17 protein-coding genes and 6 tRNA genes are annotated in these 19,171 nt (G+C 66.0%); 7 read left to right on the forward strand and 16 right to left on the reverse strand.

Translation table 11 applies throughout. The features are described 5' to 3' along the window. Positions 1 to 125: 125 nt before the first annotated feature. The 6 genes from ABTV68_RS10530 to ABTV68_RS10555 all read right to left on the reverse strand — a co-directional run bounded on the left by ABTV68_RS10530 (position 126) and on the right by ABTV68_RS10555 (position 4,885). Positions 126 to 4,016, reverse strand: a complete 3,891-nt coding sequence (locus tag ABTV68_RS10530) for an ExeM/NucH family extracellular endonuclease (protein WP_433673619.1) — start codon at positions 4,014 to 4,016, stop codon at positions 126 to 128. Positions 4,017 to 4,276: 260 nt separating this feature from the next. Continuing rightward, positions 4,277 to 4,348 (reverse strand) — tRNA-Val (locus tag ABTV68_RS10535). Positions 4,349 to 4,385: 37 nt separating this feature from the next. Further along, positions 4,386 to 4,458: transfer RNA gene (locus ABTV68_RS10540), tRNA-Gly, on the reverse strand. Positions 4,459 to 4,595: 137 nt separating this feature from the next. Next, positions 4,596 to 4,667: transfer RNA gene (locus tag ABTV68_RS10545), tRNA-Val, on the reverse strand. A 22-nt stretch (positions 4,668 to 4,689) separates the two neighbouring features. Next, a tRNA-Cys gene (locus ABTV68_RS10550) sits at positions 4,690 to 4,763 on the reverse strand. A gap of 49 nt (positions 4,764 to 4,812) precedes the next feature. Continuing rightward, positions 4,813 to 4,885, reverse strand: a tRNA-Gly gene (locus tag ABTV68_RS10555). Between the two features lie 148 nt (positions 4,886 to 5,033). Here ABTV68_RS10555 and ABTV68_RS10560 point away from each other — a divergent pair. Then, positions 5,034 to 5,106: transfer RNA gene (locus ABTV68_RS10560), tRNA-Val, on the forward strand. A gap of 175 nt (positions 5,107 to 5,281) precedes the next feature. On the opposite strand, the gene ABTV68_RS10565 is transcribed toward ABTV68_RS10560, so the two are convergent. The 6 genes from ABTV68_RS10565 to ABTV68_RS10590 form a co-directional block, all read right to left on the reverse strand. Next, positions 5,282 to 5,734 carry a diacylglycerol/lipid kinase family protein gene (locus ABTV68_RS10565; RefSeq protein ID WP_433673620.1) on the reverse strand — a complete coding sequence of 151 codons (453 nt, stop codon included), beginning with the start codon at positions 5,732 to 5,734 and terminating at the stop codon, positions 5,282 to 5,284. After that, positions 5,731 to 6,261, reverse strand: coding sequence for a diacylglycerol/lipid kinase family protein (locus tag ABTV68_RS10570; RefSeq protein ID WP_433673621.1), 531 nt, complete (start codon positions 6,259 to 6,261; stop codon positions 5,731 to 5,733). The genes ABTV68_RS10565 and ABTV68_RS10570 overlap by 4 nt, the downstream gene beginning before the upstream one ends. After that, on the reverse strand, positions 6,254 to 7,348 hold the full coding sequence (locus ABTV68_RS10575) for a fatty acid desaturase family protein (RefSeq protein ID WP_433677595.1): 1,095 nt from the start codon (positions 7,346 to 7,348) through the stop codon (positions 6,254 to 6,256). Before ABTV68_RS10575 ends, ABTV68_RS10570 begins: the two co-directional genes overlap by 8 nt. A gap of 33 nt (positions 7,349 to 7,381) precedes the next feature. After that, on the reverse strand, positions 7,382 to 7,900 hold the full coding sequence (locus tag ABTV68_RS10580) for a hypothetical protein (protein ID WP_433673622.1): 519 nt from the start codon (positions 7,898 to 7,900) through the stop codon (positions 7,382 to 7,384). A gap of 138 nt (positions 7,901 to 8,038) precedes the next feature. Beyond that, entirely contained in the window at positions 8,039 to 8,203 is a 165-nt protein-coding gene (locus tag ABTV68_RS10585; protein WP_433673623.1) for a hypothetical protein, read from the reverse strand. Positions 8,204 to 8,568: 365 nt separating this feature from the next. Beyond that, positions 8,569 to 9,090, reverse strand: coding sequence for a hypothetical protein (locus ABTV68_RS10590; protein ID WP_433673624.1), 522 nt, complete (start codon positions 9,088 to 9,090; stop codon positions 8,569 to 8,571). A gap of 176 nt (positions 9,091 to 9,266) precedes the next feature. Between ABTV68_RS10590 and ABTV68_RS10595 the strand changes: the two genes are divergently transcribed. Next, the gene (locus ABTV68_RS10595; protein WP_433673625.1) at positions 9,267 to 9,773 is read left to right on the forward strand and encodes a GNAT family N-acetyltransferase; all 507 of its coding nucleotides are present in this window, start codon (positions 9,267 to 9,269) and stop codon (positions 9,771 to 9,773) included. A gap of 95 nt (positions 9,774 to 9,868) precedes the next feature. On the opposite strand, the gene ABTV68_RS10600 is transcribed toward ABTV68_RS10595, so the two are convergent. The 3 genes from ABTV68_RS10600 to zapE all read right to left on the reverse strand — a co-directional run bounded on the left by ABTV68_RS10600 (position 9,869) and on the right by zapE (position 13,099). Continuing rightward, complete coding sequence (locus ABTV68_RS10600) at positions 9,869 to 10,639, reverse strand: type II toxin-antitoxin system PemK/MazF family toxin (RefSeq protein WP_433673626.1); 771 nt, start codon at positions 10,637 to 10,639, stop codon at positions 9,869 to 9,871. Positions 10,640 to 10,707: 68 nt separating this feature from the next. Continuing rightward, a complete protein-coding gene (locus ABTV68_RS10605; RefSeq protein WP_433673627.1) occupies positions 10,708 to 11,934 on the reverse strand; it encodes an ammonium transporter in 1,227 nt (408 codons plus the stop codon). Between the two features lie 136 nt (positions 11,935 to 12,070). Beyond that, the gene (gene zapE / locus ABTV68_RS10610; RefSeq protein WP_433673628.1) at positions 12,071 to 13,099 is read right to left on the reverse strand and encodes a cell division protein ZapE; all 1,029 of its coding nucleotides are present in this window, start codon (positions 13,097 to 13,099) and stop codon (positions 12,071 to 12,073) included. A gap of 159 nt (positions 13,100 to 13,258) precedes the next feature. Here zapE and ABTV68_RS10615 point away from each other — a divergent pair, with 159 nt between their 5' ends. Together ABTV68_RS10615 and ABTV68_RS10620 are read left to right on the forward strand one after the other, a co-directional pair. Then, positions 13,259 to 14,161 carry a sulfurtransferase gene (locus ABTV68_RS10615; RefSeq protein WP_433673629.1) on the forward strand — a complete coding sequence of 301 codons (903 nt, stop codon included), beginning with the start codon at positions 13,259 to 13,261 and terminating at the stop codon, positions 14,159 to 14,161. A 98-nt stretch (positions 14,162 to 14,259) separates the two neighbouring features. Then, complete coding sequence (locus ABTV68_RS10620; RefSeq protein ID WP_433673630.1) at positions 14,260 to 14,694, forward strand: SufE family protein; 435 nt, start codon at positions 14,260 to 14,262, stop codon at positions 14,692 to 14,694. Between the two features lie 82 nt (positions 14,695 to 14,776). Here the strand turns inward: ABTV68_RS10620 and ABTV68_RS10625 are convergent, their stop codons facing one another. Beyond that, the gene (locus ABTV68_RS10625; protein ID WP_433673631.1) at positions 14,777 to 15,958 is read right to left on the reverse strand and encodes an alpha/beta hydrolase family protein; all 1,182 of its coding nucleotides are present in this window, start codon (positions 15,956 to 15,958) and stop codon (positions 14,777 to 14,779) included. 25 nt (positions 15,959 to 15,983) lie between these two features. On the opposite strand from ABTV68_RS10625, the gene ABTV68_RS10630 reads away from it, so the two are divergent. From ABTV68_RS10630 to ABTV68_RS10640, 3 genes are all read left to right on the forward strand, one after another. Continuing rightward, a complete protein-coding gene (locus tag ABTV68_RS10630) occupies positions 15,984 to 16,571 on the forward strand; it encodes a DUF3000 domain-containing protein (RefSeq protein ID WP_433673632.1) in 588 nt (195 codons plus the stop codon). Positions 16,572 to 16,573: 2 nt separating this feature from the next. Further along, a complete protein-coding gene (locus ABTV68_RS10635; RefSeq protein WP_433673633.1) occupies positions 16,574 to 17,767 on the forward strand; it encodes a ribonuclease D in 1,194 nt (397 codons plus the stop codon). Positions 17,768 to 17,967: 200 nt separating this feature from the next. After that, on the forward strand, positions 17,968 to 19,167 hold the full coding sequence (locus ABTV68_RS10640; RefSeq protein ID WP_433673634.1) for a thiolase family protein: 1,200 nt from the start codon (positions 17,968 to 17,970) through the stop codon (positions 19,165 to 19,167). Positions 19,168 to 19,171: the final 4 nt, after the last annotated feature.

Here is a 19,171-nt window from a genome sequence, read left to right on the forward strand (position 1 = left end):
CGACGACTCCTCGAGTTTACCCGATCCTTGCGACGGGAGCGGACATCGTGGGTTCCCCGAGCGTGTCGCACACGCGGCAGTGATGCCCCGCCGATCATCTCGACGGGACATCACTGCCCGGCGCATCAGCTCTGGTTGACGCGCCGGCGGGCGATCATGACGCCCCCGCCAACGGCAAGCACCAGCAAGCCGATCGCCAGCGCTGGGAACGGGTCGGTACCGGTCGCTGGCAGCGAGCCCGTGGCGGACGGGACCGGAGCCGGCGTGGTCGGACCGGCCGTGACAGTCGGCGTCGGCGTGGGCATCGGCGTGGCCACCGCGATGGGCAGAGCGAACACCGTGTCACCAGCGGTGACGACGAGCTCCTGCGCGCCGGAGACGCCCGCGGGGATGCTGACCGCGACGGTGGCGCGACCGACCTCGTCCGTGGCGTCCACCGGGGTGACGTCCACCTCTGCGGCTCCGACGACATCGTCGCCCAACGAGATCTCGACCGTTGCCGGCTTGGTCTCGGTCGTGCTGAAGGAGAGCGACGACAACGCGATATCGATGACGTCGCCCGGACGGTACCCGTCGGCGGGCGCCGTGGGCATCGTGACACCGACCGCACGCTGAGCGAGATCCGGCGTCGCCGTCTGGTGCTCGGCGAACCAGTCGACCATGGACTGCAGATCGGTCCGCCCCGTGTCGGCGGCACCGGTTCCCTCGGCAAAGACGGTGAAGTTATCGCCGCCGGACGCCAGGAACGCGTTGACAGCCACGAGGTAGTTCGCCGACTCATCGAGCGGCTCCCCGTTCAGGAGGATCTGCCCGATGTGCGAACCGGCCGGTGCCGTCGGATCGTACGTGTAGGTCAGCTCCTTCGAGACGCCCAGCTTGAGGTACGGACGCGATGCGGTCTCGGGCTGCCACTGCTGCTCGAGCACCGCACGCACCTGAGCGCCCGAGAGCGTAAGGGTGACGAGAGTGTTGGCGAACGGCTGCACCGTCGCCACCTCGCGGTAGGTGACGTTGCCGTCGGCATCCCCCGCGCCGCTGGAGGCGTAGCGCAGATCGGTGCGGAGCCCACCGGGGTTCATGAAGGCGATGTCGGCGCCGGTCGATTCCCGCTGGACGTCGGCGACGAAGTTCCCGAGCGTGGACTCGCCACCGCGGTTCTCGGTGGTGCCGTCGGACTGCACGGCACGGTTGAAGTCCGCGGTGATCGATCCGATGGTGACGGATCCGAGCTTGTCGGCCTCCGCCTTCGCATCATCGACGATCTTCTGGACCTCGGGATCCGGTGCCGCGATCGGCACACCATCCTGCGTGAGCGCACGGATCTCGTTCGTGATCGACAGCAGTTCCTTCGTGGTCGGGTCGACCTGGAGCTGCATGACGCCCATGTTCTCGCCGTACTGCCCGGCAGAGATCACGGGGCGCCCGTCGATCACGTGGTTGTAGGCGAGGTGCGTGTGCGCCGAGACGATCGCGTCCACCGCGGGCGTGACACCGTACACGATGCGCCCGAGGGCGGATTCCGGCGTGATACTCGTGACATCCGTGGTGGTGGCACCTTCGTGCACCAGGAGGAGGAGCACGTCCGCCTCCCCGTTGCTGTCGTCGCCATCGGTGAGCTCGGTGGCCACGGCGTTCACGGAGTCGACAATGCCACGCACATCGAGCTCCGCGATGCCCGCGGGGCTCACAAGGGTGGGGAGATCCTCCGTGACCGCGCCGATGAATCCGACCCGGACACCGTCGATCTCCTTCACCCAGCTCGGGGCGAGCGCGTGCTCATCGGTGCCCTTGAGGAACACGTTCGCGTTGATGTACTCCCAGTCCGCCCGATCCTGAATGCGGTCGCGAAGGTCTGCCCACCCCTGGTCGAACTCGTGGTTGCCTGTGGCGCTCACGTCCAGGCCGGCGGCGTTCAACGCGTCGATCGTCGGGTTGTCGTTCTGGATGAAGGAGGTGAACGTCGAGGCGCCGATCAGGTCGCCGGCGGCCGCGAAGATCGTGTTCGGGTTCTCCGCGCGCAACTCCTGGACGGCCGTCGCGAGGGAAGCCGCGCCAGCGGACGCGCCGCTCGCTTCGATCCGGCCGTGGAAGTCGTTGATGGTCGCGATCTGGATGTCGACGGGAGCCGTCACCAGAGTCAGACCGACGAGCGCCGGGTCGTGATCGCTCGAGCGGAACGGCGTGCCCGCCTCCGCGGCCGCGTAGTTGTACGCGCGGTCGCCCCACTCCGGCGAGTTGATGCTCCACACGCCCGCACCGGAAACCGACGACGCCAGTGACGGGGAGGCGAGGATGTGATCCAGCGAGCCCAACTCACCGTTGAAGGTATAGGTGTACTGCGAGGCGTCGAATGCCGGAACGAGGTCGGTCCACCCCGCGTCCGCGAACACCTGGATCGGGTCCTCCTGTGCGTAGGCGTTGAAGTCGCCGAGCAGCAGGATGTCGGAGCTTCCCGACGCGGCGGTCACCGCGTCCGCGAGCCTGAGCACCTGCTGCGCCTGCGCGACGCGGTCGGCGTTGAAGAAGCCCTGCTCGTCCGCGGGCTCGGGGGTGGTCTTGTCCGGCGGGCTCTTAGACTTGAGGTGATTGACGATCACCGAGAACGTCTTGCCGTGCGCTTCGAACGTCTGCGCGATCGGCTCGCGGGCGTTGCCCCACACGGTTTCGTCAACCGGAACCGTGGTGCTGTCCCCTACCGGGGTGACCGCGGCCTTCTTATAGATGATCGCCGTCGTGATCACGTCGGTAATGGCAGGATCCTGCAACGCGGTCGGCGTGGACACGAAGGCCCACTCGTCCGATCCGGCGGCCTCGTTGAGACCGGCAACAAGATCGGCTACCGCGGTGTCGACGGGCTTGCCGAACTGGATGCTGTTCTCGATCTCCATCAGCCCGACGATGTCGGCGTCCAGACCCACGATGCCGGCGATGATCTTCGATCGCTGGATCTGGAACAGCTCCGCAGTGGCGGCCCCGCGGGCGTTCTCGTTCTCGCTGCGGAGGGTGGTGAAGTAGTTCAGGACGTTGTAGGTGGCCACCTTCACGTCTCCGCCGACGCTGGGCGGCGACGCTGGCCGCTCATTCCTCGGCACGAATGTCGGCTTGTGCGATGCGTCGCTGCTGTCATCGATCGGGACCACCGGCTGCAGCCGCCACTCGTCGAACCCGTACTGCAGGATGAGGCCCTCAGCCGGGAACTGCACGGCATCGCCGTTGCGGACAACGTCGTCCGTCGTGAAGTAGGGCTGCTCGCCCGGATGGGTGTTGTTGGTGACCTGTGCCGACCAGCCGTCGTCGAGGAGAATCCGATGCGCAGCGTTCTGTGCGGTGATTGCAGCCGCGTCCGCGCCGGGGCGCAGGATTTCCGTGGACTTGACGGCGAGGTCCTCCCCCGCGCTCAGCCAGAGCGTGCCGTAGTTGTAGAGCTCATGGCTCGACGTGAGTCGGTAGGTGCCAGTGGGCGCGACGAGCATGTTCTCGTACTGTTCGCGATCGGTGCCGAGGACCGACTCATCCAACGCAACGGGCTCGGGAACGCCGACGCCCGCTTCGACAACCTCGATGTCGGCAGCGGCGGCAACCGAGACCTGCGTCTGTTCGAAGTACTCACCCACCGTGCCGGTGACGGAGACGAGGTCGCCGCGCTCCAGGGTGACAGCGTTGTTGCCGAGGAACACGAAGATGCCATCGGAGGCACCTTCGCTCTTCGTCTCGCCGCCGGTTCCCTGCGTCTGAATGACGATGCCGCGATACCCCCCGTCGCGATAGTCGCCGGTCACGATGCCCCGCACCGTGACGGTCTGGCCGTCGAGTGGGGAGACATCACCGCTTCCCTGCACCTCGGCGATGGTGTGCGTGGCCTCCGCGGCCAGCGCGGGACCGGCCGCCAGGCCGCCACCGAGACCGGCGACGAGCGCGGTCACGGTGGCCGCGGTGAACAGCGTCAGACTGCGGTGACGTGGACTTGGCGGCGCTTCCAGCGCACGCCGAACGTCGCCCGTTTCGGGGTGATTCACGTGTTCCTCCATGGTTCGGTGGGCGCACCGATCGGTGCACGATCGCGCTGCTGCGAGACAGACACGACCTGCCTTCGACCGTAGAAGAGGAACACGATTCGCGAAAGAGACCTGCCCGGCGTTCTCTCAGCGTTCACCCAAACGCGCGTACGCACCCAGGTTCTGCGCTCAGATGCGCGATCGCTCGGTAACACCCGCGGCGGGAGACAAAGAAGGTGTCCGGGAACACGAAAACCCCCGGAAAACCGGGGGTTGTTCTGTGCGCGATACTGGGATCGAACCAGTGACCTCTTCCGTGTCAGGGAAGCGCGCTACCGCTGCGCCAATCGCGCCCGAGGGCTGTTCAGTTGTCGGGGATCTCTCCCACCGAGCGGATGACGAGACTCGAACTCGCGACCCTAACCTTGGCAAGGTTATGCGCTACCAACTGCGCTACATCCGCATGCCGCCTCGCGACGACTCCTCCACTTTACCCGACGATCGGCACACCGCCGAACCCGCGACCTTCCCGGGTGAGTCGATGTCGCCCTCGCGAAACGACGAGGCCCCCACGATTTCTCGTGGGGGCCTCGTCTCCTGTGCGCGATACTGGGATCGAACCAGTGACCTCTTCCGTGTCAGGGAAGCGCGCTACCGCTGCGCCAATCGCGCCCAAAGGGCTGTTCAGTTGTGGTGGAGGTGACAACGGGATTCGAACCCGTGTAAACGGCTTTGCAGGCCGGTGCCTAGCCGCTCGGCCATGTCACCATGTGGCTCAAGCCACGTGAGGGGATCCATCACAGATCCATCCCACTCGAGCGGATGACGAGACTCGAACTCGCGACCCTAACCTTGGCAAGGTTATGCGCTACCAACTGCGCTACATCCGCGTTGCCGCTCGGTTGCCCTTGCGACTCGGACAACACTACCCGAGACCCGCGTGCAGACCAAACTGGAACCGGTTCGCGCGTGTCGCCCGTTTTGGTCAAACCGCCCCAAATGATCCGCTAGTATCGAAGAGTGCTCGCGAGAGCATGAGGGCGATTGGCGCAGTTGGTAGCGCGCTTCCTTCACACGGAAGAGGTCATCGGTTCGAGTCCGGTATCGCCCACTGAAAGAAAGCCCCGTCAGGACGCAATTCCTGACGGGGCTTCTTCATTGCCTCCTGTCGGCGTGGGGCAAACCTAGGGCAGCCCTCCCCTGCATCAGCTCATCACGGCGGCAGCGCCACTATTAGTCGGCTTGGTGACCACCCCGCGAAGCGGGATCCGGCCGCACGTGGTGGCTCATGCGCGGGGCACGCGGAGCATGACGGCTGCGAGTCCCACGCTCACGCGCGCTCGCAGGACGTGACCGAAGTGGTCGCCATCCAGCTCGACAGCGTGCGGGGTGTCGAATCGGACATCGAACTCACGACCCTGCACATATGCCAGTGCCTGGGTGCGCCACATACCTCCGAATACTCTTCGCCGCCGGGGTGAGCACTGCACCATCTTCTGCATCGTGAGCTGCGCCGCGATCTTCGCCCACCCGAATCGACTCGCTGGCCGCATCATGACAACGTCGAGAAGTCCGTCATCGATGACGGCGTCAGGTATGAGAAGGAAGCGACCCGCGAGTGTGCCGCAATTGCCAACGATGATCGTGTGAGCGCGGGTCGATCGGCGCGGGCCGCGATCGACCTGATAATCCGCGTGAAAGAGGCGGTTGGCGATGATCGATCGAGCTATGGGCGTCACATAGGCGAGCCAGCCGAGACGACGCTTGCCGCCGCGCTCGTGCTTTGCGCCATCTCGGCATCCAGACCGATGCCAGCCATGACTACGAAGACATGTCGCCGCCGACGCTTGTCTGCGCCTTCGAGTTCCGCGATACCCATGTCGATGGCCCGCTCTTGGCCCGAGAACGCCGCAGCCAAGCACGTGGCGACGTCCCCGAGTAGCAGACCCAGGTCCCGGGCGAGGAGGCTTCCCGTGCCGACTGGCACCAGCGCCAACGGAATGGGGCTGCCTTCGAGCTCTTCGATCACGCTTCGCACCGTGCCGTCGCCGCCCGCGACGACGATGACGCGCGGGATGGAACTTATGGCACGCCCGGCGGCGCTTCTGCCGCCGTCGTCCGGGCTTGTGCCGAACCACCGAGTCGGCGCCCACCCGTGCCTGCGCTCTTGCTCGTTGGCTTCGGCACGCAGCCGATCGACGGACACCGCGCGCGGGTTGTAGACGACAGCAGCGTGCCGACGCCGTAGGTCAAGGTCTTCAGGCATGGTGTGTGTCTGAAGGGACAATCGCGCGGCGCTGCTCGATGAGCGGACAGGCGAACACATCACGTTCACCAAGGCCCACTCGATTGATGTAGCGCACAACGATGGCGTACGAGGCGAACAGTCCCGTCTCGGTGTAGATGACGCCATGATCTCGGCAGTACGCGGCGATCATGGGAGCAGCACGGCGCAGATGAGGTCGAGGCATGGACGGAAACAGATGATGCTCGATCTGGTAGTTCAATCCGCCCATGGCGACATCGAGAAGACGACTCCCGCGGATGTTGCGACTCATCATGGTCTGGCGCCGCAAGAAGTCCAGGCTCGCGTCGCGCGGCACGATCGGCATGCCCTTGTGATTCGGGGCGAACGAAACACCCATGTAGAACCCGAACACGCCCAGTTGCACAGCCAGGAACACGACGGCGATTCCCGGCGACAGCACGAGGAAGATCAGCGCGGGATAGGCCAGGAGTCGGACGGCCAAGAGCGCTATCTCAACCCAGCGTCGAGGAAGCGTTCCCCGCCCGAGGACGCGTCGCACACCCGAGGCATGGAGCGAAACGCCTTCGAACAGCAGGATCGGAAAGAAGAACACCCCTTGGTGCGATCTCAGCCACCGAGTGGCGGCATACCGGGGTTCAGCGCCTCCGGGGGCGACGACGATCACCGGCAACTCGATGTCAGGATCAGCGCCGATCTTGTTCGGATTGGCATGGTGACGTGTGTGCTTGTGCTGCCACCAGCCGTAGCTCATCCCCACGAGCAGATCTCCCAAGAGCAGGCTGACCCAGTCGTTCCACCGTCCGGAAACGAATATCTGACGGTGTGCTGAGTCGTGTCCGAGGAACGCGATCTGGGTGAAGATCACGGCAAGCACCGCTGCGGTGAATAGCTGCCACCAGGTGTCCCCGATCCAGACGAAGGCGACTAGCGTAACGCCCAACGCCGCGGGGAGGCCGACGATCTTCGCCCAGTAGTAGCCATACCTCCGCCGAAGCAGACCGCTCGCTCGCACGAGGGCCGCGAGCTCAGTGAAGTCGCTGTTCTGATCGCGGTTACGCCGCGGTGTCCGCCCTGTCATGTTCATGATGCTCACGCAGCATCCTGAAGTCGCGGGCGCTCAGCGCCCGTGGCCTCCTTCAGCAGCCCAGTTCTCCAATTGGGTACGATCATCAAGCTCGACGACGTCGGGATCCGAAGGCAGAAACGCCACCGATTCCGCCAGCGCTGTGACCGCAGCGACCCGAGATTCCTCGATCACAGCCGCCTCACGCCAATGCGCTGCAGCAGCAGCGCGCAGATCTTGGATTTCGGAGCTGATCTCCGCGAGTCTGTCAGCCAGAAGGCTCGCAAGCCCGTCACGCAGTTCCTCCAGCGTCGTATTCGAGATGATGAGCCGTCGATCCGCAACGGCCAGCCTGACCTCCGGATATCCCGCATCGGCCAAGACCTCCAGAGTCCTGGTGCCGAGAAGACCCGTGACCTCATCATGATCCGGCTGCCGCGTAAAACTCGTTTCGACCGAGTATCGAGACGGTGAATGGTCTGTCATCAACGTGGCAGGCAACGAACCCACCAGCACCGATCTCAGGCCCAGCGTGGCGGTGACAACACCGCTCGTTCGTGTCTGCATGTCCATACCACAACGCTACGCACCCAGGATGTGAGCCTCACAGGTTCGCAGCGAGCACCCGAACGGCAGAAGACCAGCACCCGAGACCCCGTTCGCCGTGCGGCATCCGGGTCAGGCAGGATCACACGGGCTGACGTGATGCCCTCAGATGTTCTGCTTGCGGTTGACAGCTCGCCGGGTGATGCCGAAGGTCAGCGTGGCGACCATGAGGACGATGCCGACGATGGCGAGCCAGAGGAGGCCCGGGAACGCGAACCCCACGATCGTGAGGACCGCCCAGATCGCGAGGAGGATGATGATGGCGGTCATGTTCTCTGTGTCTTTTCTCGAAGAGGCTGAGGGTGTTCTTGAGGCTGGGCCGGGGTCGTGTCCGCTGCCGGTCTCGCCCGGTTGTTGCGCGCCGCGTCCCGATCTGTCCGGCGCGCAGCGCGCAGCGCTTTGCGGTCTTTGACAGCGGCCGGGTCAGCGATCGTGTTCGCCGTCTCGACATCGCCGGCGTCATCGCGTTCGGCCGACGTGATCTCCACCCAGGAGTAGCTGTGTCCTCGTCGATGCGACCCGCCTGCTCCAACGAGCTCGGTGAGATCGGTGAGATCGTCGTTCTGAGGAAGATCGACACGTGGCGACCAGCGCCTGATGTTCATGATGCTCACGCATCCTGAGGTCGCAGGCGCTCAGCGCCCGTGGCCCCCTTCATCGGCCCAGTTCTCCAGCTGGACGAAGTCATCCTCGAGCTCGACGACGTCCGGGTCGGACGGGAGAAATGTCACCGACTCCGCCAGGGCCGTGACCGCGGTGACTCGAGACTCCTCGATCACCGCGGCCGTCCTCCATCGTGCCGCCACGGCGGCACGGACGTTCTGGACTCCAGAACTGACCTCCGCAACCCGGTCAGCCAGAACGTGCGCAAGCCCGTCGCGCAGTTCCTCCAACGTCGTATTCGAGATGATGAGCCGTCGATCAGCAACGGCCAGCCTCACCTCCGGATATCCCGCGTCGGCCAGGACTTCGAGCGTCCTGGTACCCAGCACACCCTTCACCTCGTCGTATTCCGGTCGCCGCGTGAAGACCGTTTCGACCGAGTATCGAGACGGTGAGTGGTCTGTCATCAGGGTGGCAGGCAACGAACCCACCAGCACCGATCTCAGGCCCAGCGTGGCGGTGACAACACCGCTCGTTCGTGTCTGCGTGTTCATACCATGACGCTACGCGCCCAGGATGTGAGCCTCACAGGTTCGTGCAGAACGCGTGGACGGCAGAAGACCGAAGGGACGAACTGCGGTGTTGAGCGAGAGCCAGACACTCCTCCACCGCGTCGCCATACGCGACGATATGACGAAGCGACCGCAACGAGGTGCGAGCATGGAGCATTATGGCCCCTGAGATCCAGCTTCGTCCGTACACGCGGGAGCACGCGTCGATTCTGGCGTCGTACGCGTTGGACGAGGTCTACTGCGCGCACGAAGGATGGCCCTATCCCAGTGACCCAGCCCGAATACTCGCCTGGGCCGAACATCTGGCCGATTCCCCCTCCGACGACCTCATTCGCTTGATGGCCTCTGTGGGTGATGTTCCGGTGGGCTATGTCGACTTTCAGAGGGACGACGCCGGCGTGCGAGAGCTCGGCTACGCGATCGCACCATCGCGTCTCTGGGGCCAGGGGCTCGGCACCGCCGCCGCGCGCGCCGCGCTCGACTACGGCTTTGTCGACATGCAGCTCAATCGGATCTGGGCGGAGGCCGTCGAGGCGAACGCCGCGTCGGTGCGCGTGCTTGAGAGGTCAGGGATGACGTTCGTCCGCTACGGTGACGATGCCCGGTGCCTTGACAGCCGCAGGGCGGCAACGGTCCACCGGATGAGACCGACAACACGGCGCTGAGGACGAGACCTGCGACGAAACGCGCGTCCCGTGATTCACGAGAACACGAAGTTCCGCGGTTCTCGTCCATCACACCTCGGTCGTGGCGGGCGAATTCACACCGACACCGCCCACCCGTAGCGCTCGCGAAGCACCACGGCGACATCCGCGAACCGTCGCCGATCCAGCACGGCCGCCTCCCGTCGAAGACCGCGCTCGTGCACTTCATAGAGCTGATCGACGTCCACCCAGCTGGGGCGGCTCTGCCCATCCCAATCCCCACTGCCGATGGAGACGAAGTCGCGGTCTCCGTCGTGGGACTTGCTGGTGAGCCGCACCGCGTAGACGTGCTGGGCATCACAACGGCCGATGATGAGAACCGGACGATCCTTACCACGCCCGTCGGCCTCCTCGTATGGAATCCAGGTCCAGACGATCTCGCCTGCGTCTGGTGCGCCGTCCTTCTCCGGCGAGTACGACACGGTGATCGCGCCCACGCTCCGGTGCAAGACCTTGAACGTCGCTGTCGCGCCCAGCTGTCCCGGGCTCGGCTCTCCGTCCAGCAGACGTTCACGCGCCACCAGTTCGGTGCGTCGCGCCGCTGACAACGTGTCACTCGAGGACCCCGCAGGTTTGTCCGTGGCCGGGTGCTGGGCCTTCGTCGCCGGTCGCGGGGCCGCAGTGCCGGGGCGCGTCTTGTTGCTTCCGGACGGCTGCGTCTTGATGGTGGGTCGCTTCGTGGTCGGTCGCGGCGACTTCGCCGTCGACGGACGCGGGGACTGCCCCGACTTCGCGACGCTCCCACCGCCGCGGTTCAGCAGGAGCGCACGCAACACCTGCCCGACGACGTTCGCCACCTCGACCAGAAACCCGCGACCAGAACCCACCACGCCACCCTATCCGCACGACACAGCGGGCCGACGTCATCGTCGGCCCGCTGTGTCCATTCATTCGCTCAGACGCGAGCGTCCAGCAGGTATCCTTCCTCGCCGTGCACGACCGTGTCGATGCCGGCGATCTCGTCTTCCTTCGTGATCCGGAAGCCCATGGTCCGATCGATGACCCAGCCGATCGCATAGGCGGCGACGAAGGAGTAGACCAGCACGGCCGCAGCCGTGACGAACTGCATGAACAGCTGCGACAGGTCACCGCCGACGAACAGGCCGGTGCCGGTGGCGAAGAAGCCCAGGTAGAGCGTTCCGAGCATGCCGCCCGCAAGGTGGATGCCCACGACGTCCAGCGAGTCGTCGTACCCGAGCTTCCACTTCAGCTCCACGGCGAAGCAGCAGATCACACCCGCGAGCAGACCCAGCAGCAACGACCATCCGGGCGTGAGGTCAGCACAGGCCGGAGTGATGGCGACGAGTCCCGAGACCGCACCAGAGGCGGCACCGACGCTGGTGGACTTCCCGGCCTTCACCTTCTCCACGACGATCCAGCCGAGGATGGCGGCGGCGGTCGCACCGATGGTGTTGATGATGATCAGTCCGGCGCGGGAATCGCCCGTGCCCAGCAGCCCTGCCGTGCCCTCGGCACCGGCATTGAATCCGAACCAGCCGAACCACAGGATCGCGGCACCGAGCAGCACGAGCGGGACGTTGTGGGGCTTGTTGATGCTGCGGTCGAAGCCGACGCGCTTGCCGAGCAGCAGGCACAGGGCGAACGCGGCCGCACCGGCGTTGATGTGCACGGCGGTACCACCGGCATAGTCGATCACCGTGTGGTCCAAGCCCAGCATCTCGCCGAGCTTCATGGCCCAGCCGCCGCCCCAGACCCACGCGGCGACGGGGAAGTACACCAGGGTGCCCCAGACACCGACGAACACCATCCAGGCTCCGAACTTCGCGCGATCCGCGATGGCACCCGAGATCAGGGCGACCGTGATGATCGCGAACGTGGCGCTGAACGCGGTGGTGACGAGTCGATCGTTATCGGCACCGGCAAGGCCCAGGTCGCCGAACGGGTTCCCCGCGAACTCCCACGGCGAGCTCACGCTGCTCATGCTCGCGCCGTACAGGATCCAGAGCACGGCGATCAGGGCGATCGCTCCGAAGCTCATCATCATCATGCTGATGACGCTCTTGGCACGCACGAGGCCGCCATAGAAGAAAGCGACACCCGGTGTCATGAAGAGGACCAGTGCGGTGGCGGTGAGCGCCCACGCGAGGTTGCCGCTGTCCATTCGAGGCTCCATTCGTGAGAGCCGGCGACGTTCGTGCCGGATTCCCCCACGATGCTGGATCGGCGTTTCCGTCGATGACGCTCATCGTGTCGCGGAGGTTACGAATTGGCCCCTTATGTGAACAGCATGTTTCCGATCAGCTGTGAGTCTGGGCGTTCAATCGGGACACCGCGCGCAGGTACTTCTTGCGATAGCCACCCGCCACCATCTCCTCGCTGAACACGTCGTTCAGCGCAAGGCCGGTGGCGCGGATCGGGATCTGAGCGTCGTAGATCCGGTCCACGAGGGCGACGAAGCGGAGTGCCTCCGACTGGTCGGTGAGCTGGCGCACGTTGCGCAGACCGACCGCGTCCAGACCGGTGACGAGGCGCACGTAGCGCGACGGGTGAACCGTCGCGAGATGGCGGATCACGTCGTCGAAGTCGTCGTCCGAGGCGGTGCCCACGGCCGCCAGCGCGGATTCGTATGAGGCGTCATCCAGGGTGACCGCTGTGCCATCGAGCGCGCGCTGGCGATAGTCGACGCCGTCGATGCGCACCGTTTGGAAGCTGTCCGACATCGCCTGGATCTCGCGCAGGAAGTCCTGGGCCGCGAAGCGTCCCTCGCCCAGTGCGTTCGGGGGCGTGTTGCTCGTCGCCGTCACCCGAGTACCCGCAGCCACCAGCTCGCCGAGGAATCGGGTCATCACCATAGTGTCGCCCGGGTCGTCCAGCTCGAACTCGTCGATGCAGAGCAGGCCGGTGCCGCGGAACAGGTCGACGGCATTGCGATAGCCCAGTGCACCGACGAGGGCCGTGTACTCGATGAAGGACCCGAAGTACTTCCGGCGAGCGGGAAACGCGTGGAACACCGATGCAAGAAGATGGGTCTTGCCGACGCCGAAGCCACCGTCCAGGTAGACGCCCGGCTTCAGCTCCGCCTCCTTCGGCGCCTTCCGCCGCGAGAACAGCCCGCCGCGTTTGGCTGTGGATGCCGGGGAGCAGAACGCCATGAGGAGTTCCTTCGCTTCGCGCTGCGACGGATAGGCATCGTCCGTTCGGTAGGTCTCGAACGTCGCCCCGTCGAACTGCGGCGGCGGCACGAGGCTGGCCACCATCTCGTCGCCGGTGAGCTGAGGGTTGCGGTCGGTGAGGTGCACGACTGTGCTGCTCGCGGCGGACGTCATCGAAATCCTGGTCTGTGTCGTCGAAGAGGAGGCAAGTGGGGAACTGACATGTCGTTGTCTTACGAAACGACTCCCCCGTCCGCATCCCGCAATAGGCTGGAAGGGACGGTGAATACCCTACGCCGTCAGCACCCAGCCCGCCCGCACGAAGGAGAACCCGTGGCCGTCGAATTCGACACGTCGTCCGAGAAGATCAGCGAGTACGCACACCCGGAACGTCTCGTGACGACCGAGTGGCTCGCCGCGCACCTGGGCGAACCCGGACTCGTCGTCGTCGAGTCCGATGAGGACGTCCTCCTCTATGAGACCGGCCACATCCCGGGTGCCGTGAAGGTCGACTGGCACACCGAGCTCAACGACCCCGTCGTGCGCGACTACCTCACGGGCGAGCAGTTCGCCGCCCTCCTCGGTGGCAAGGGCATCTCCCGCGACGACACCATCGTGATTTACGGCGACAAGAACAACTGGTGGGCCGCCTACGCCCTCTGGGTGTTCACGCTCTTCGGTCACGAGGACGTCCGTCTCCTCGACGGCGGTCGCGACAAGTGGATCGCCGAGGGTCGCGAGCTGACCACCGAAAAGCCGGTTCGCGACGCCGTCGAGTACCCCGTCGTGGAGCGCGATGACTCCAGCATCCGTGCGTTCAAGGAGGATGTCCTCGCGCACTTCGGCAACCCGTTGATCGACGTGCGCTCCCCCGAGGAGTACAGCGGCGAGCGCACCCACATGCCCGCGTATCCCGAAGAGGGCGCCCTCCGCGGCGGTCATATCCCGTCGGCGCAGAGCGTCCCGTGGGCGAAGGCTGCAGCCGAAGACGCGACCTTCCGCAGCCGCGCCGAGCTGGACGCGCTGTACCGCGATGGTGCCGGCCTGAAGGAGGGCGACGACATCATCGCCTACTGCCGCATCGGCGAGCGTTCGGCGCACACGTGGTTCGCGCTGACGTACCTCCTCGGTTTCGAGGGCGTGCGCAACTACGACGGTTCTTGGACCGAGTGGGGCAGCGCCGTGCGCGTCCCGATCGTCACGGGCACCGAGCCGGGCGAGGTCCCCGCGCGCTGACACCCGCATCCGATGCCCCGCTGGATTCACCTCAGCGGGGCATCGTCGTCTGTGAGCGGGCGGATCCGAGACGCTTCTCACGTGGGAGGATGGAGGGGATGAACGCTGCAGAACTTCCCGCCACGCTCGCCGAGATCCGCGACGAGTTCCTCGAACTCGACGAGTCCGATCGCCTCGAGCTGCTGCTGGAGTTCTCGAACGATCTTCCCGAACTCCCCGCGGAGTACGAGGGACATCCGGAGCTGGCCGAGCGTGTGATCGAGTGCCAGTCACCGGTGTACATCATCGTCGACGTCGATCAGGACGACGTGGTGTCGATGCACGCCACGGCACCTGCCGAGGCGCCGACCACGCGTGGTTTCGCCAGCATCCTCTCGCAGGGCATCACGGGTCTCTCCGCCGACGAAGTGCTGTCGATTCCCGACGACTTTCCGCAGACCATCGGTCTCACGCGCGCCGTGTCGCCGCTGCGGATCGCCGGCATGACCGGCATGCTCATGCGAGCGAAGCGCCAGGTGCGCGAGAAGCGCTGATCACAAGCACCGGTGTGACGCTGTCGTGATCGCGGCAGCCAGCACATGGGGCTCGCTCAGCGGACGGATCAGCTCGGGTCGCTCAGCTCGTGAAGCCCTGCTGCGCGAGCCAGGAGCGGATGTCGCCGTCCCAGCGACTCTGATCGTAGTTCCAGAGCTTCGTGTGGCGTGCCACCGTGAACGTGTCCATCTGCACGATGTCCGGTCGTGCTTGGGCCAGGGCATGGGCGCCGTCGGACGGGACGAAACCGTCGTCATCGGACGCGAGGATCAGCACCGGCACCTGCAGCCGATCGGCGCCGGCCACCATGTCGAGCCGGTCGAACGGAATCGGATCACCCGCCCCCAGCGCGCGTGCGCTCCATCCGCCTTCCAGCGAAGACACCGCGAGGTTTCCGAGCGGCGCCGGGATGCGGTTCTCGTGTGCCTGATAGGTGAGAACGCTCCGCCAGTCGATGACGGGAGACTCCAGCACGATGCCCGCGATCAGCTCGCGATATGCGGAACGCGTTGCCGCCTGGAGCACGATCGCTCCGCCCATGGACCAGCCCATGAGGATGACGCGAGCGGCACCGTGACGCTTGGCGTAGCCGATCGCCGCGTCGACATCGCGCCACTCCGTCTCCCCCAGCGCGTACATTCCGGAACGGCTGCGCGGGGCTTCGCCGTCGTTGCGGTACGAGACGATGAGCGACGTGACGCCGGCATCATGGAACACGGGCACCGCGCGCAGGCACTCCGCGCGGCGCGTGCCGCGGCCGTGTACCTGGATCACCCAGGTGTCTCCGCCGGGGAAGATCCATGCGGGAGCGGGACCGGCAGCCGTACCGATCAGCTCGGGCTGGTACGGCAGCTGCAGCTGATCGGGACTGTCGAAGTACCAGCCGCTGAATGCAGCATCACGCCCCAGTCGCATCGCGCCGTCGACTTCGGTGAGGAGCTTTCGAGTGACGGTGTGCTCATCCTGCGCGAGGACGGAACCCAGCTTGATGTAGTCGACAGTCCCCGTGGTGAACAGCCCGTACCGCCCGGGCAGGCGCGTATCAGGCGTGCTCTGCAGCGTGATGGTCTGCGCCTTGAGATCCAGCCCGACGATTCGGGTGTCGTTCTCGCGGCTCGCCGGCACGACGACTCGGCGCGCGACGGTGCGCACCAGGGCGAACAGCGCCCCCAGCACCACGGCCAGCGTCCCCGCGAGGATCGCAATCAGAACGCGGAGGACAGTGAGGGTACCGGTTGGGACGGCGCGCCTGGGAGTGTTCATCGCCCACTCACTTTAGTCTGTCGGCGTGGCGGGAGACTCACCAGTAGACGCGATCTTCGCGCAGGCTCAGGAGCTGCTGCGTGCAGTGACGTACCGCGAGGACTTCGTCGTCCGCGAGATTCCGGCGCCGCAGGGGCTCGCACCGTATGCGATCGCCCTCGCCGGCGATGTTCGCCCCAGCGACGAGGGTGAGTCCGCCTATGGCACCGGACGCTTCGTGCTGCTCTTCGACCCGTCCTCGCCCGACGCGTGGGACGGACCCTGGCGGATCGTGTGCTTCGCACAGGCTCCGATGGAGCCGGAGATCGGCGCGGATCCCCTCTTGGCAAGCGTCGCCTGGACCTGGCTGCGTGACGCACTCACGTCGCACGACGCCCAGGCGCACGCCGTCTCCGGAACGGCCACGAAGACCATCTCCACCGGCTTCGGATCGCTGGCTGCGGAAGGCGACGGCGCGCAGATCGAGTTGCGAGCGTCGTGGTCTCCGTCCGGAGCGGTGGACGGACACGTGCAAGCATGGGCTGAGCTGGTCTGCATGCTCGCGGGACTCCCGCCGGGCTCGGAGCAGATCGAGATTTTCGGAGCGCGGAATGTGCGGAGCACAGCGGAGTGAGTGTGACTGAGTACCAGGTGATCGACACCTCGGCGGGGCTGGACGCCGCCATCGAGCGGCTTCGTGCGGGCGCGGGCCCCGTGGCCGTCGATGTGGAGCGGGCCTCGGGCTTCCGCTACTCCCAGCGCGCCTACCTCATTCAGGTGTATCGCCGAGGCTCAGGCGTCTTCCTGTTCGATCCGCCGCCGATCGGCGACTTCCAGGCTCTGCAGGATGCGATCGGCGATGTGGAATGGATCTTCCACGCGGCGAGCCAGGATCTGCCGTCGCTGCACGAGCTCGGGCTCTATCCGGCCACCCTGTTTGACACCGAGCTGGCCGCGCGTCTGCTGGGTCACCAGCGCGTCGGGCTCGGCGCGATCGTCGAGGAGGAGCTCGGCATCGTGCTGGAGAAGGCGCATTCCGCCGATGACTGGTCGACGCGTCCCCTTCCTCAGTCCTGGCTGGAGTACGCGGCTCTCGACGTGCTGCACCTGGTCGATCTGCAGGAGAAGCTGCTGGTCGAGCTCGAGGAGCAGGGCAAGACCCGCTTCGCTCGGGAGGAGTTCGACGCCGTGCGCGACAAAGCTCCGAAGCCGGTGCGCGAGGACCCGTGGCGGCGCCTCAGCGGACTGCACACGGTGCGCGGTCGGCGCAACCTCGCCGTGGCCCGCGAGCTGTGGCAGGTGCGCGAAGCCTACGCGCAGGAGCAGGATGTGGCGCCCGGACGACTGATTCCGGACCGGTCGATCGTCGCGGCAGTGCGTGCGGAACCGGCGACGAAGCAGGCACTCGCGTCGCTCAAGGAGTTCACCGGTCGCGCCAGCCGCACGCAGCTGGATCGCTGGTGGTCGGCCATCGAGGCGGGTCGCGCCACCACCGAGCTTCCGCCGGATCGCGTCGCCTCGGACACCCTCCCGCCGCCGCGTGCGTGGGCGGATCGGAACCCGGACGCAGATCTGCGGTACAAGGCGGCGCGCCCCGTTCTCGAAGAGCGCGCACGTGAGCTCGGCATGCCGAACGAGAACCTCCTCACACCCGATTTCCTGCGTCGGGTGTCGTGGGATCACCCGGGCGACGATGTCCCGGCGATCTCCGCGGCGCTGCGCGCGCTGGGAGCTCGAGAGTGGCAGATCGAGGAGACAGCGCCGCTGATCTCCGCGGCGTTCATCGCCGGGCCGCCGCCGGAACTGCCTGACCCGCCGCTCACCGACTGAAAGAACGCCACCCACGGATTCGCGGGTGGCGTTCTGTGTTCCTTCTGCGCTTCCTCCCGCACACTTCCGACCTCCGATTGTCGAAAGCGTGCAAGGCTCGGAGAGCAGTCGGAAGACGATTCGTAGAAACACCCCAACGGCTTCCGATGAACCTGAGTTCCACAATATGCTGGACTCAATCTCACGACATTGGAGGCAGAGTGGCCGAGAACTCGGACGTCTACTTCATCGACGGCATGCGTACGCCCTTCGGGCGAGCCGGCGAGAAGGGCATGTACTGGAACACCCGCGCGGATGACCTCGTCGTCAAGGCGATCATGGGTGTGATGGAGCGCAACCCGCAGGTGCCGGGCGAGCGCATCGATGACGTGGCGATCGCGGCCACCACCCAGCAGGGCGACCAGGGCCTCACTCTCGGACGCACGGGCGCGATCCTCGCGGGCCTGCCGCTGTCGGTTCCTGGATTCGCCATCGATCGCATGTGCGCCGGTGCGATGACCTCCGTCGCCACGATGGCCGGGTCCATCGGCTTCGGCATGTACGACCTCGCCCTTGCCGGCGGCGTCGAGCACATGGGGCACCACCCGCTGGGCGTCGGCGCCGACCCGAACCCCCGCTTCCTCACCGAGAAGCTCGTGTCCGCAGATGCGCTCAACATGGGCATCACCGCCGAGCGCCTGCACGACCGCTTCCCGCAGTTGACCAAGGAGCGGGCCGATCGTTTCGGCATGCAGAGCCAGCTCAAGGCGGAGGCCGCCTACCAGGCCGGCAAGATCCAGCCCGATCTCGTCTCGGTCGCCACACGCGACGCCAACGGCGCGTGGGGTCTCGCCACGGTGGATGAGGGTCGTCGCCCCGAGACAACAATGGAGGGCCTTGCCAACCTCAAGACGCCGTTCCGTCCGCACGGGCGCGTGACGGCGGGTACGTCTTCGCCGCTCACCGACGGCGCCACGATGAGCCTTCTCGCGGGTTCGCACGCGGTTCAGGAACTGGGCCTCCGCCCGAAGATGCGCCTCGTCTCCTTCGCCTTCGCGGGTGTCGAGCCCGAGGTCATGGGTATCGGCCCGATCCCGTCCACGCAGAAGGCACTGGACAAGGCGGGGCTGACGATCGACGACATCGGCGCGTTCGAACTCAACGAGGCGTTTGCCGTGCAGGTCCTCTCGTTCCTCGACCACTACGGCATCGCGGACGACGACCCGCGCGTCAACCCCTGGGGCGGCGCGATCGCACTGGGTCACCCGCTCGCCGCATCCGGTGTGCGTCTGATGATCCAGCTGGCCGCTCAGTTCGCCGAGCACCCGGAGGTCCGCTACGGCTTGACCGCGATGTGCGTGGGTCTGGGCCAGGGCGGATCGATGATCTGGGAGAACCCGAACTACACCGGAAAGAAGTGACCCG

The organism is Microbacterium gorillae (assembly GCF_050990725.1).
GTDB lineage: Bacteria > Actinomycetota > Actinomycetes > Actinomycetales > Microbacteriaceae > Microbacterium > Microbacterium gorillae_A.